We start from the raw sequence: 13,733 nt of genomic DNA on the forward strand, positions 1-13,733 counted from the left end.
CTGAATCAGAGCATGTTGTAAGGACTTATCCGCTTACCACGGACAATAAGCCAAAGGTTGCTAGTCAAATATCAGGATGATGGATTATGTTGAAAGTTGTTGCTTTTACTTCTATTTTTTTACTCATAACGTTTTGTAACAACGAAGCAAATGCAGCCCAATCAGGAGAAAGCAAAGCGCCAATTTTTCTGGCTAAATATCAGCCCACTCCGCTTGATAGCTTAAACTCAGCAACAGCTATATCTGAATCGTGTGCTCAGTTTCTAAAAAACGCGGAAAATCAAAAGCAATTAGCCAAAAATTCAAAACTCCCCCCTACTCAGCTTAACTTTTATGCGCCTTTTGATTCACTGTTAGTGTCGATAAAGAGTTTTTCAGGTCGATTGAGACTCATTTCTGATAGTTTTGAACAGCCAGCGTTACGAGAAGCCGCTAGAGCTTGTCAGCAAAAACTATCGGCGCTTGAGAGCAACATTTATTTATCAAAGGATATCTATAATAAGTATTCAGCCATCAACAGAGCAAACCTTGACGACGAAACGAGATATTCCCTACAAAAGCAGATCACCAAGTTTCAACAAAGTGGCGTTAACACGGATAATAAAACTCGCGAGAAATTACGCCTTCTTTTGCGTGAATTAGTCACCATTGAGCAGGAGTTCAATAGAAATATCAATGAAAGTGTCCGTTATATAAAAGTAAAACCTGAGGAACTAAAGGGATTACCAGAAGATTTTATCAACGCAAAAACACCTGACGAAAATGGCGATATTGAGATATCGACGCGTTATCCTGATCTAGTACCAGTAATATCCTATGCCGAGAGTGACGACGTCAAAAGAAAGCTTTGGTTTGAATTTTGGCAACGGGCTTACCCTGAGAATGTTCCGGTTGTCGCGCAACTACTTGCGAAAAGGTATGAATATGCTCAACTGCTAGGTTATCAAACTTATGCCGATTATGTACTTAGCGACAAAATGGCAAAATTCCCCCAAAGGGTTCAACACTTTTTACATCAGCTCAATGAATACACTAAAGCGGCAGACAATAAAGACTACCTTCGTTTGCTAGAGCGCTTGAAGCTTATCAACCCGTCCGCTACCAAAGTGGAATTATGGCAACGAGATTACCTATATGAACTTGTCTTAAAAGAACAGTTAAACGTTGATTCTCAGGCTATTCGACAATATTTTAGCTTCACTAAAACCCAAGCTGGGATACTGGAATTAGTTCAAGCGCTTTTTGATATTCAAATCAAAGCTTGGCAACCATGGGTTTGGCATGAGGATGTGACTGCATACGAAGTCTATGATGGCGAAAAATTATTAGGGAAGTTTTACCTTGATTTACACCCCAGGGCTGGAAAGTTTACTCATGCAAAAGTTATCACCCTGCAACAAGGTATTGAGAATAAACAACTACCAATAGCCGCCATGCTTGCCAACTTTCCAAGTGGCAATGAAGCCTTATCACACAATGATGTTGTCACTTTTCTGCATGAATTTGGACATGTACTGCACGTACTGTTTGCTCACGGAAAATGGAGTAATACCGCAGGTGTCACTACTGAACGTGATTTTATCGAAGCACCTTCGCAAATGCTCGAAGAATGGGTGTGGCACTACCCAACGCTGTCACGATTTGCAACAAATGAAAAAGGAGAGGCTTTACCAAAAGCGATGTTTGATGCCATGATCGCTGCGCGCGACTTCAATTTAGGCATGAATACTCGGCAACAACTGCATTATGCCGCATTTTCACTTGAGGTATACAATCAAAACCCCCAAGGGCTAGATGTTGATATGCTAAGTGACCAGTTACAATCTGAATACACGCTATTCCCTGCCAATAAAAATCAATATTTATATACCTCATTTACGCACTTGAATGGCTATAGCGCAGCTTACTATACCTATCAATGGTCATTGGCCATTTCAACCGAGATCCTCTCGGTATTTAAAGCTCATGGGATGATGAATAAACAGACGGCGGATAAGTATCGTAAAAACATTTTAGAGAAAGGTGGTTCAAAGCCTGCTGAAGCATTAGTTTCTGACTTTCTTGGTAGGCCAATTGCTTTTAAAACATATGCGGAAAAATTAAAATCTTACCGCGCAGAGTAATGGATTGTAATGATGCCGATTTAACCCCGTTAGCAAGCTAAAAAAACGGTTGATAAACAGCCTCAACTGTGGATGACGAATGTACTTCTAACGACTATTTTTACTGCTACCAACGTTAAATTTGCCTTGGTATCTGAAAAATTTTTCACTAGCAGGTTATGATCAATATAAGTATTTGAATTAATTAGCCTTGCCGCTTGTAATAACTAGTTCTTGTAAAAGTAAGGCATTAACGACATCCCCCGTACAGACATCTTTTTTGTCGCTATAAACCTTCTGGAATAGCCGACAAGCTTCGAAAACTTTTTACCGTAAAATTAAGGGTTTGCATTTCCCCATCAGCGGCTTTAAGCGTCAACCACACGCGCCACGTCATTTGCGCTTGCGCACAACTGCCAAACATACTTTGCGCAACCCATCCACCTTGTGCTTTTGGTTTGAAAAACAAGGGGATTTTTCCCATAAACATATCTTCACCAGCCATGTAAGCTGAGCTAATTTCAACAGCGTTTCCAAGCTCGTTTATATGCAGCTCAAAGGGGGTTTCTGCCACTAAAAACGTCTGATTAAATTGCGGGCTTATGTCGCCAAATTTACTCGCTAGTTGACAACTTGATTGGCCAAAAATACAGCTAGGCACTTGCGCTAAATTCCTGCCTTCGTTGTTCGGTTTGCAACCAGATATTAAGAATAAAATCAAAATGATAAACGGGGGTAATTTGGTCACTGCTAGGCCTAGTTAATGGTTTGAAAAGCCTATTTTACTGGCATTTTATTTGATTATGGTGGTTATCTCAGTTTTTTTTTGATTTAGAACAGGTTTTATCCCTAACGGTAATGACTTTTTTGGGGTAACTCTTTAATATGCGCACGGGTTGGAGAACCGCTAGGTTAACTCGCAAAAATTGGTCTATAACTTAGGTTAGCTTTAATCTTTGTGTTTGATTAATTTGTGGGGCGGCTGGCGCAATCCACGTTCTGTTTATGAATAACTAAAAACTGCGGAAACCATAACATGAGTCAAAGTAATACATCAGCAGTAGACTACAACTTGAAAGTTGTACGTCAATTTACTGTGATGACTGTCATTTGGGGGTTCGTGGGTACGCTAGTTGGTGTCTTAATTGCAGCTCAATTAATTTGGCCTGCGCTAAATTTCGATACTCCTTGGCTAACCTACTCCCGTCTACGTCCACTGCACACCAATGCGGTAATCTTCGCATTTGGTACTAGTGCACTTTTTGCTACATCTTACTATGTTGTACAACGAACTTGTAAAACAGCACTGTTTGGTGGCAGCTTAGCATCGTTTACCTTCTGGGGTTGGCAAGCAATTATCCTTGCAGCCGTTATTACCCTGCCGTTAGGTTACACTTCAAGTAAGGAATACGCTGAATTAGAATGGCCAATCGATATCGCTATCACGGTGGTTTGGGTAAGCTATGCAATTGTATTCTTTGGTACGGTCATCAAGCGAACAACGTCGCACATCTATGTAGCGAACTGGTTCTTCGGTGGTTTCATTATTACTGTTGCGGTACTTCACATCGGTAACAGCATGGCAATTCCTATTTCAGGTCTGAAATCATATTCCATTTACTCAGGCGCTATCGATGCCATGATGCAATGGTGGTACGGTCACAATGCCGTAGGTTTCCTACTTACCGCTGGTTTCCTTGGTATGATGTACTACTTCGTACCTAAGCAAGCAGAACGTCCGGTTTACTCTTACCGTTTATCTATTGTTCACTTCTGGGCATTAGTTTCTCTATACATTTGGGCGGGTCCTCACCACTTGCACTACACTGCACTACCTGACTGGGCACAAAGCTTAGGTATGGTAATGTCAGTCGTATTATTCCTACCGTCTTGGGGTGGTATGATCAACGGTATCATGACGTTATCTGGTGCATGGCACAAACTTCGTCACGATCCAATTCTTCGTTTCCTAATCGTTTCATTGTCTTTCTACGGTATGTCTACGTTCGAAGGTCCAATGATGGCGATCAAGTCTGTTAACGCTCTATCTCACTACACTGACTGGACTGTTGGTCACGTTCACTCAGGTGCGTTAGGTTGGGTTGCTATGGTATCAATTGGTGCTATGTACCACTTAATCCCAGTGCTATTTAACCAACAACGTATGTACAGCGTTCGTTTAATCAACATTCACTTCTGGATGCACACTGCGGGTATCGTTTTATACATCGTTGCTATGTGGATTTCTGGTGTAATGCAAGGCTTAATGTGGCGCGCAGTAAACACTGACGGTACGCTAACTTACAGCTTTGTTGAGAGCTTAACCGCTTCTTACCCGTTCTACTTTATGCGTTTCTTAGGTGGTGCATTGGTTGTAGCTGGTTTCGCAATCATGATTTACAACATGTTAAAAACCATAGGTGCTGAAAACGGCAGCCTTAAGAAAGTTGAAGCAGCTTAAGGAGCGTTATCATGGCAAATAATATGCAAAACAAGCACGAGAAAATTGAAAAGCACGTTGGTTGGTTCTTCATCTTCACTATTATGGCGATCAGTATTGGTGGTTTAGTGGAAATTACGCCGCTGTTCTTCCAAAAAGAAACAACGACACCAGTTACCAACTTACGCCCATACTCAGCGTTAGAAATGGAAGGTCGTGATATCTACATCCGCGAAGGTTGTAACGTATGTCACAGTCAAATGATCCGTCCTTTCCGCGCAGAAACTGAGCGTTACGGTCACTACTCTGTTGCTGGTGAACACGTTTGGGAACACCCGTTCCTTTGGGGTTCTAAGCGTACAGGTCCTGATCTTGCTCGCGTTGGCGGACGTTATTCAGATGACTGGCACCGTGCTCACTTAATTGATCCACGTTCAGTAGTGCCTGAATCAAACATGCCATCATTCAGATGGTTAGAAGAGAACAAGCTAGATGGTAAGCTAACAGCTAAGAAGCTAGAAACCTTTAACTTGTTAACTCGTAACCGTGGTCACAAAGACGAAAATGGTGATTCAATTCCACTTTACTCAGCAGAAGAAATTGCAAATGCACGTTCAGCTGTTGAAGGTAAAACGGAAATGGAAGCTATTATCGCTTACCTTCAATCGCTTGGTCACGCGTTGAAGTAACCAGCAATGGACTACGGAACACTAAGAGGGTTAATCGCCCTCCTCATATTGGCACTTTTTATCATCATTGTGGTGTGGGCTTACAGTAAGAGTCGTAAATCGTCTTTTGACCAAGCTGCGAACTCTATTTTCGAAGAAGACCACAAAGATGAGGTAAACAAACAGGAGACTAATAAATAATGTCTAGCTTCTGGAGTATTTGGATTACAGTTCTATCACTGGGAACTTTAGTGGGTTGTTACCTATTATTGCGCTGGTGTTTAAAGAACTTTGCGGGTGTCCCTGAAGGGGAATCAATGGGACACGAATTCGATGGTATCGAAGAATTAAACAACCCACTGCCTAAGTGGTGGTCAACATTCTTCCTTATTACCATCATTTGGGGCTTTGGCTACTTACTTTTCTACCCTGGCTTAGGTAACTGGCAAGGTTTGTTTGGTTGGAAGTCTTCTAACCAAGGCATCATGACTATCGAAGAGTCAAAAGCGTTAACTGCTGCTAACTTAGAGTCAGATTCTGGTGTACTTAACCAGTACGATCGTGAAGTAGCACAAGCCGACGAAAAATACGGCCCAATCTTTGAAGCCTACGCAGCGCGTAGCATTGAAGATTTAGCGGGTGACGAAGAAGCACGTAAAGTAGGTCAACGTTTATTCCTACAAAACTGTGCGCAATGTCACGGCTCTGACGCTCGCGGTACAACTGGCTTCCCTAACCTAACGGATAACGATTGGTTATACGGCGGCACACCAGCTGACATCAAGCACTCATTAATCCACGGCCGTAAGGCTAACGGTATGATGGCGTGGAAATCAGCACTAGGTGGTGAGCAAGGTGTTAAAGAAATGGCAGCTTACGTATTAAGCTTGAGTGGCCGTGAAGTTAACGCTGAGGACGCAGCTAAAGCAGCGCCTAAGTTCGCTATGTGTGCGGCATGTCACGGTCCAGAAGGTCAAGGTAGTAATGCCATGGGTATCGCCCTTGGTGCCCCTGCCCTGAACGACAACATCTGGTTATACGGTGGCTCACAAAAAGCGGTTGAAGAATCAATTCGCAATGGTCGTGCCGGCGTAATGCCTGCTTGGTTAGATATCCTAGGCGAAGAAAAGATCCACGTGATCAGCGCTTACGTTTACAGCTTATCTAACAAATAACGACAGTTTATTTGTCGCCTTCAAAACGCCTTGCTAAGTGATTAGCAAGGCGTTTTTTATTGCTTAACAGCTCTTAGCTAACCATCAAATTTAGTCATTTAACTCAATACCCCCCGCCAGCAAATTATTCACAGCCTAAATTAATGCACCTTTTCGCATTTGTTGACGTAGATCTTTTTATTGCGATTAAAACGTGGTGACCATTCGCGAAAGCCGCTACAATATGGCACCAAAATTATCTACAGATGTATTCGATGAAAACTCCTTGGTATAAAGAGCCGTGGGCTTGGTTAGTCTTTTTCCTACCTTTATCTGCGGTAATCGCAGGTATCACTACCGTGATTATTGCAAACACCGATCCCGATGACTTAGTGGTCGGTGACTACTATAAAAAAGGTAAAGCCATCAATATCGAAGTATCTAAAGTTAAGCTAGCACAAAAGCTGGGCATGAAATTCGGCTTAAAGTTAACGGATAACGAACTCGTGATTCGCCCATTAGGCATCGAGAAAGTATTTCCAGTGATCAATGCTAATTTCTATCACCCAACGCTTGAAGAAAGAGACTTTTACTTAGCGCTAACACCTGACGGCAACGGTGATTTCCGACACCGCTTTGAACAAGCAGTATCTGGCAAGTGGCGTGTTACGCTTTCTTCATTTGAAAATAACTGGAAAGTGCAAGCAACGGTTGCATTACCACAAGAAGAATTCATTGAGTTAATACCGAACCCTGCACAAGCCCAGTAATACCGAACAGATGTCAGAACCTTGCTTTCATTGTGGCGAGCCCATTCCCAAGGGCATTTCGCTATTTGTTACGATTGACCAGCAAGCACAAGCAATGTGCTGTGCTGGTTGTCAGGCGGTTGCCGAGACCATTGTTGACAACAAGCTCACCGATTACTATAAATTTCGGACCGAAAATGCACCGAAAGGCACAGCACTCGTACCTGAGCAATTAAAACGCAACCAATTACTCGATGATGACAACCTACAACACGAGTTCACTCACCAAAGTGGTGACACCCGCGAGACTATTTTAACGGTTGATGGTATTAGCTGCGCCGCCTGTGCATGGCTAATCGAGATGAAACTGGAGCAGATCCCCGGTGTTAGCCAAATATCAGTCAACGCTACCACCCAGCGAGCATCAGTACATTGGCAAAACAAAGCCATCAAACTAAGTAAAATCATCGAACATATCGAGCGCCTTGGCTATCACGCCTTACCTTTTAAGGCCAGTGATGCAGAGCAGCAAAACCTTGCGCAAAGTAAAACCTTTATTAAGCGCCTTGGTATTTCGGGCATTTTGATGATGCAAGTGATGATGATCGCCGTTGGCCTTTATTTTGGCGCATTTTCAGATATGTCTGAGCACAACCTAGTGTATCTGCGCTACACCAGTTTGTTGCTAACAACACCAATCATTTTTTACGGTGCGCTGCCCTTTTATATCGGCGCATTAAGTGCGTTAAAATCTCGCCGTTTGTCGATGGATGTCCCCGTCTCTATCGCCATATTATTGGCCTTTTTTGCCAGTGCTTGGGCGACGATAAGTCAGCAAGGCGAAGTGTATTTTGAATCCGTTTCCATGTTCACTTTCTTGCTGCTGATCGGCAAGTTCCTGGAATTTCGCGCCCGCTCACGTGCCGCACAAGTGTCGGCAAACTTATTAAAGCTAATGCCAATGACCGCCACTAAGCTGGTTAACAACATCGAGCAATATGTGGCGGCAAAATCACTGCAAATCAACGACACTGTCATGATTAAACCAGGCGAAACAGTGCCTGCTGACTGTATCGTAGCGCACGGTGAAAGCCACTTGAACGAAGCCATGTTATCCGGTGAGCAGCGTCCTGTCGCCAAACAGCTAGGGGACAGTCTTTTTGCTGGTACTATCAACGGCGATGGCAACTTAACTGCGCGAGTTACGCAGCCGGGCAGCGACACCTTCTTGAGCCAGCTCATTCGATTAAGTGAATCGTCACAAGCGCACAAACCTAAAATTGCACAACTATCCGATAAAATTGCACAATATTTTGTCGGCATCATACTGTTAACCGCTATTGGCACCGCACTTTACTGGTACCAACACATGCCTAGCGAAGCGTTTTGGATCACCTTATCTGTGCTCGTTGCAACCTGCCCTTGTGCCTTGTCTTTAGCCACACCAACCGCATTAACCTGTGGTACAACACGCTTAAATCGCGACGGTATCATGATTAAATCAGGCCATGTCATGGAAACTGTACCTGAGGTTGATACCTTTGCTTTTGATAAAACTGGGACATTAACGCAAGGTGAGTTCCAAGTCACTCAGGTGAAACGTTTTAATGACAACCACAGTGAACAACAGATACTAACACTCGTTGCCGCACTAGAGGCTCACTCTCAGCACCCGTTAGCCAAAGCATTCGTGCCATTTCGTGACTTTCAAATTAACGCTGTTGACACCAAAGTTCACGCAGGTTTAGGGATCTCAGGTACTGTCGACGGCAACGCCATGACTGTAGGTAAAGTCTCTTGGTTAATGACTGACGCACAGCAAGTAAAAACGTTAGGCTGCGAAGATGCGCAAATTGCCGTGTTCATTAACGACCACCCTGTCGCTGCAATATACCTGAAAGACAGTGCCAGAGAAGATGCCAGCCAAGTATTAACTAAGCTAAAGGCAAGCAATATTGGTACGCTGATGCTCTCTGGTGACAGCATGGCTGGCTGCCAGCAAATAGCGTCTCAACTACCGATTGATGAAGTACACGCAAGTTTGAGTGCACACGAAAAAATGGCAATCGTCAATCGCCTGCAACACGACAAGACTGTTGCCATGGTCGGCGATGGTGTTAATGACACGCCAGTGTTTAGTGCTGCTCATGTCTCAGTGGCGATGGGCAGTGGCACCGACGTCGCTAAAAGCGGCGCTGATGTCATTTTATTGAATAACAAGCTATCTTCACTGAATGTGCTGCAAACCGTTGCGCAAAAAACTAAGCGTATCATATGGCAAAACTACGGCTGGGCATTTGGCTATAATGCCATTGTATTACCGCTTGCCGTTTGTGGCTTTATTACCCCGTACATGGCGGTTATTGGTATGTCAGCAAGCTCTATACTTGTGATCACTAATTCATTGCGACTATTGAAAAAATGAGTGTAATTTACGTACTTATTCCCATTGCGATCATCCTGTTAATCGTGGGTATTTATTTATTCTTCTGGGCAGTAAAAACAGAGCAGTTTAACGATCTTGAAAAAGAAGGGCTCAGTATTCTGTTTGAGGATGAAAAGCTCGAAAAAAGCAAGCGCCCACCCAAAGTCGATGCACAAACACAAGATAGCACTGCTGGCGACGAGCAACTAACGAGTACTGAGCGGGAACAAACGCAGCACCGAAGTAACTCTTCCAATTCAGATAGCTAATGAACATAGATCTTCTCTCTGCCTTTGTCATTGGCTTGCTCGGTGCTGGCCACTGTCTTGCGATGTGTGGTGGCGTGTCAGGCATGTTACTATCAGCTATTCCACAAACTGCCCGTCAACAAAAATGGTCATTGGTTTTTGGCTATAACCTCGGTCGAATTCTTTCGTATAGTTTAATTGGCGGTTTGGTGGGCTTTACGGGCTCGATAACGGCAAAAAATTTCGGCGTACCGCTTAATGGCTTACGGTTAATTTCAGGTGTATTCTTGATTTTACTGGGCCTGTATTTAGCTCAGTGGTTTATGCTATTAGCAAAAGTAGAACAAGCTGGAAAGCGCTTGTGGCAATACATTTCACCATTCGCTAAACACTTCTTACCCGTCAATAATAAACGCAAGGCATTTGGCTTAGGGGCTGTTTGGGGATGGCTACCCTGTGGTTTAGTCTACTCAACCTTAACTTGGTCGCTAGCAAGCGGCAGCTTTGGACAAGGAGCGCTGATTATGGCCGCCTTTGGTTTAGGCACCTTACCCGCTTTGTTAACCTTATCTTTTGGCGTTTTTTCCATCAAAAAATTACTACAAAATCTTACATTTAGATACATACTGGCTACTGGTCTAATCAGTTATGGTATTTACACTTTGTATATTGCGTACAATGCTATGATTTAATACCATACATATGCTTAATTCCAAGGAAATATTAAGGTTATCTTCTCATGTCTAGTCACTGTGCAAGCAACAACCATATTCATTGCCAAAACTGCAGTATCAGTGAGCTTTGCTTACCCTTTTCCCTTAATGAACAAGAGCTGGACACGCTCGACAATATCATCGATCGCAAACGCCCTATTCACAAAGGTGAAAAAATCTTCCAAGACGGTGAAGCCCTTCACTCTCTTTTTGCGATCCGCTCTGGTACGTTTAAAACCTTTACTATCGATTCAAATGGTGAAGAGCAAATTACCGGCTTTCACCTTGCTGGCGACTTGCTTGGTTTCGATGCGTTAGCTAGCAGCGAACATCAAAGTTTTGCGCAAGCGCTTGAAACCTCAATGGTTTGCGAAATTCCTTATAACACGCTTGATGAACTTTCTAACTCGATGCCAGCCCTAAAACGCCAAGTGTTAAGGCTGATGAGTAATGAAATTCGTTCAGATCAAGAAATGTTGTCGCTACTTAATCGCAAAAATGCTGAACAGCGCTTAGCAACTTTTATCTCTTCGCTGAGCACCCGCTACAAGGCACGAGGCTTATCAGCCGCTGAGTTTCGTTTAACGATGACGCGTGGTGACATTGGTAATTACATCGGTTTAACGGTTGAAACTATCAGTCGGCTACTAAACCGTTTTCACAAGCAAGGCTTGATTACTGTTGAAGGTAAGCTGATTACCATCAATAACCTTGACCAGCTCAACGAAGTCGCCATGATATAGGGAAAAATCGGCTAACTTAGTCGGTTTTCTCCGGTCAACGAGCAAGCGCCCTACTTGCTCGTTTTAGTGATAAATCCCAACCTTTCATCATCATTAAACTTTATTTATCGCAACACTAATACAACTGTAGCGACGCGATTAGCTTTCCAACACTTCACCTTTCTAACCGCCAATTTACATACTATGCTATTTAGTAGGCTGCCACTTGCGCATTTTTGTTGATGTAAAACAAACAATTAATTGCTTAAAAAAGGCACACTCTATTTGCTAACTAACGTTTTTAAAAAAGATTATTAACGAATATCAATCACAAAGCGATGCGAGGTACTGAGCATGGAAACCTACCAAAAGATACTAGTTGTTATTGATCCGACAACCGAAGAACAAAAAGCGCTAAGTAGAGCCATTGAGTTAGCCGATAAAACTCAAGGCTCAATTACTGCGTTTTTAAGCATCTTCGATTTTTCGTATGAAATGACGACCATGCTATCCAGCGATGAACGCGAATCAATGCGTCAGATCGTGATTAACGATCGCATGCTTTGGATAGATGAGCGCATTAAAGAACTACAAGCCTCAGGTAAAAACATTGATGTTAAAGTGATTTGGCATAACCGCCCCTTTGAAGCGGTGATCGATCAGGTTTTACAGCATGGCTACGATGTTGTCATTAAAGGCACCCACGAGCACGACAAATTAAAATCTGTCATCTTTACACCAACGGACTGGCATCTACTGCGCAAATGTCCCTGCCCTTTACTGCTTGTCAAAGATCACTCATGGCCTGAAAACGGGAACATCCTCGCTGCGGTAAACGTTGGCAGTGATGAAGACGAACACCAATCTTTGAATCAGATTATCACCGAAGAGGCGCAACATTTAGCACAGGTTATCAGGGCGAATGTGCATCTTGTTAACTCCTTCCCTGGCACGCCAGTGAATATTGCAATAGAAATTCCAGAGTTTGACGCCAGCCAATACAACGACACTATGTTACAGCATCATCAGAAATCGATGGAGGCTCATGCCGAAAAATACGGTGTTGATATCAATAACACCTACATCAAAGAGGGCTTACCTGAAGATGTCATTGACGAGCTATCGCAAGAGCTCGACGCAGAATTGGTTATTTTAGGAACAATCGGGCGTACTGGCTTGTCAGCAGCACTGATTGGCAACACAGCAGAGCACGTTATTGACCGATTGAATTGTGACGTTTTAGCGTTAAAGCCAACAGGTTATATTTCGCCCTTACAAAGCTAGTTCAAGGGCTATAAAGCACATGTAAACGCTGCTTTATTGAGCGACTGTTATATAACCATCACAATATTGACCGATCGGTAAGCTACCGAAAATATTAACAAAATTGTAACCAGCGCTGGCATAAAGAATGCTAGCGCTGGTTAATTTTTACTTATCTTTTATGACATTTAGCTTTATAATGCGCCCCCAATTATTTGAGTAGTTTTTTGGTATGACAGAAGCAGATAACAGAAAGGCCACCTTTGAAGCGAACAAGTTGCAAAAGCGACTGCGCAGCAAAGTGGGTAAAGCAATTGCTGATTACAATATGATCGAAGAAGGTGATGTTGTGATGGCGGCGATTAGTGGTGGTAAAGACTCCTTTGCCATGCTTGATATTCTGCTTAGCTTGAAAAAATCTGCCCCGATCAAGTTTGACGTTATTGCCGTGAATCTTGATCAAAAACAACCGGGCTTTCCCGCCCACATACTGCCAAACTACTTCGAATCACTTGATATCCCATACTACATCATAGACAAAGACACCTACTCGGTCGTCAAGCAAAAAGTGCCCGAAGGCAAAACAACTTGCGGCTTATGCTCGCGTTTACGCCGTGGCACACTTTACTCTTTCGCGGAAGAAATTGGTGCCACCAAAATTGCCCTTGGTCACCACATGGATGATATCGTTGAAACCTTGTTCTTGAACATGTTCTTTGGCGCCAAGTTAAAAGCAATGCCACCTAAGCTGCGAGCCGATGACGGTCGCAATACTGTGATTCGCCCTTTGAGTTACGCACGTGAAAAAGATTTGATCGCGTTTGCCGAAATTCGCCAGTACCCGATTATCCCGTGTAACCTTTGTGGCTCACAAGAAAACCTGCAACGCCAAAATATTAAAGCACTGCTTAACAGCTGGGATGCTCAAACCCCCGGCCGTATTGAAAACATATTTAAATCGCTGAAAAACGTAAGCCCAAGTCAATTGGCAGATACCGAGTTATTTGATTTTGCCAATTTACCCATTGACCGCAGTGCGCCGCGCGAAGCTTACGATTTTTCAAAAGAAACTGTCTCGTCAACCAACCTGTCTACAGCACTAGCTAACTCGTTAGAGACCAATATAGACGACTCACTAATTATCGATGTTTCACAAGTGTAATACCAAGCGTCAAAGCAGTTTATAGGTGTCGTACTAGCCATATTTCATACGAGTATTTTACAGAAGATAAAACGAACGATTTTACGG

13 protein-coding genes are annotated in these 13,733 nt (G+C 43.2%); 12 read left to right on the forward strand and 1 reads right to left on the reverse strand.

Annotated elements, in window-relative coordinates; translation table 11 throughout:
- Positions 1 to 86 precede the first annotated feature (86 nt).
- Positions 87 to 2,123 (forward strand): M3 family metallopeptidase, encoded by a 2,037-nt coding sequence (locus DXX93_RS11505; protein ID WP_116008217.1) that lies wholly within the window; start codon positions 87 to 89, stop codon positions 2,121 to 2,123.
- 265 nt (positions 2,124 to 2,388) lie between these two features.
- Here DXX93_RS11505 and DXX93_RS11510 read toward each other — a convergent pair whose 3' ends face one another.
- Positions 2,389 to 2,850, reverse strand: a complete 462-nt coding sequence (locus DXX93_RS11510) for a hypothetical protein (protein WP_116008218.1) — start codon at positions 2,848 to 2,850, stop codon at positions 2,389 to 2,391.
- Positions 2,851 to 3,138: 288 nt separating this feature from the next.
- On the opposite strand from DXX93_RS11510, the gene ccoN reads away from it, so the two are divergent.
- The 11 genes from ccoN to ttcA all read left to right on the forward strand — a co-directional run bounded on the left by ccoN (position 3,139) and on the right by ttcA (position 13,646).
- On the forward strand, positions 3,139 to 4,563 hold the full coding sequence (ccoN, locus tag DXX93_RS11515; RefSeq protein ID WP_116008219.1) for a cytochrome-c oxidase, cbb3-type subunit I: 1,425 nt from the start codon (positions 3,139 to 3,141) through the stop codon (positions 4,561 to 4,563).
- A gap of 23 nt (positions 4,564 to 4,586) precedes the next feature.
- Entirely contained in the window at positions 4,587 to 5,231 is a 645-nt protein-coding gene (ccoO, locus tag DXX93_RS11520; protein ID WP_220347602.1) for a cytochrome-c oxidase, cbb3-type subunit II, read from the forward strand.
- Between the two features lie 6 nt (positions 5,232 to 5,237).
- Complete coding sequence (locus tag DXX93_RS11525) at positions 5,238 to 5,411, forward strand: cbb3-type cytochrome oxidase subunit 3 (RefSeq protein WP_116000412.1); 174 nt, start codon at positions 5,238 to 5,240, stop codon at positions 5,409 to 5,411.
- Positions 5,411 to 6,385 carry a cytochrome-c oxidase, cbb3-type subunit III gene (ccoP, locus tag DXX93_RS11530; protein WP_116008221.1) on the forward strand — a complete coding sequence of 325 codons (975 nt, stop codon included), beginning with the start codon at positions 5,411 to 5,413 and terminating at the stop codon, positions 6,383 to 6,385. The genes DXX93_RS11525 and ccoP overlap by 1 nt, the downstream gene beginning before the upstream one ends.
- Before the next feature lie 254 nt (positions 6,386 to 6,639).
- Positions 6,640 to 7,134 (forward strand): FixH family protein, encoded by a 495-nt coding sequence (locus DXX93_RS11535; RefSeq protein WP_116009932.1) that lies wholly within the window; start codon positions 6,640 to 6,642, stop codon positions 7,132 to 7,134.
- Between the two features lie 10 nt (positions 7,135 to 7,144).
- Positions 7,145 to 9,538 carry a heavy metal translocating P-type ATPase gene (locus DXX93_RS11540; protein ID WP_116008222.1) on the forward strand — a complete coding sequence of 798 codons (2,394 nt, stop codon included), beginning with the start codon at positions 7,145 to 7,147 and terminating at the stop codon, positions 9,536 to 9,538.
- Positions 9,535 to 9,807 (forward strand): cbb3-type cytochrome oxidase assembly protein CcoS, encoded by a 273-nt coding sequence (gene ccoS / locus DXX93_RS11545; RefSeq protein WP_116008223.1) that lies wholly within the window; start codon positions 9,535 to 9,537, stop codon positions 9,805 to 9,807. The genes DXX93_RS11540 and ccoS overlap by 4 nt, the downstream gene beginning before the upstream one ends.
- Positions 9,807 to 10,478, forward strand: a complete 672-nt coding sequence (locus DXX93_RS11550; protein WP_116008224.1) for a sulfite exporter TauE/SafE family protein — start codon at positions 9,807 to 9,809, stop codon at positions 10,476 to 10,478. Before ccoS ends, DXX93_RS11550 begins: the two co-directional genes overlap by 1 nt.
- Before the next feature lie 47 nt (positions 10,479 to 10,525).
- Entirely contained in the window at positions 10,526 to 11,242 is a 717-nt protein-coding gene (gene fnr / locus DXX93_RS11555) for a fumarate/nitrate reduction transcriptional regulator Fnr (RefSeq protein ID WP_116008225.1), read from the forward strand.
- A gap of 333 nt (positions 11,243 to 11,575) precedes the next feature.
- Positions 11,576 to 12,505: a universal stress protein UspE gene (gene uspE, locus DXX93_RS11560; protein ID WP_116008226.1), complete on the forward strand. Its 930-nt coding sequence runs from the start codon at positions 11,576 to 11,578 to the stop codon at positions 12,503 to 12,505.
- Positions 12,506 to 12,716: 211 nt separating this feature from the next.
- Complete coding sequence (gene ttcA / locus DXX93_RS11565; protein WP_116008227.1) at positions 12,717 to 13,646, forward strand: tRNA 2-thiocytidine(32) synthetase TtcA; 930 nt, start codon at positions 12,717 to 12,719, stop codon at positions 13,644 to 13,646.
- Positions 13,647 to 13,733: the final 87 nt, after the last annotated feature.

Source organism: Thalassotalea euphylliae, from assembly GCF_003390335.1.
GTDB classification, from domain to species: domain Bacteria; phylum Pseudomonadota; class Gammaproteobacteria; order Enterobacterales; family Alteromonadaceae; genus Thalassotalea_F; species Thalassotalea_F euphylliae_B.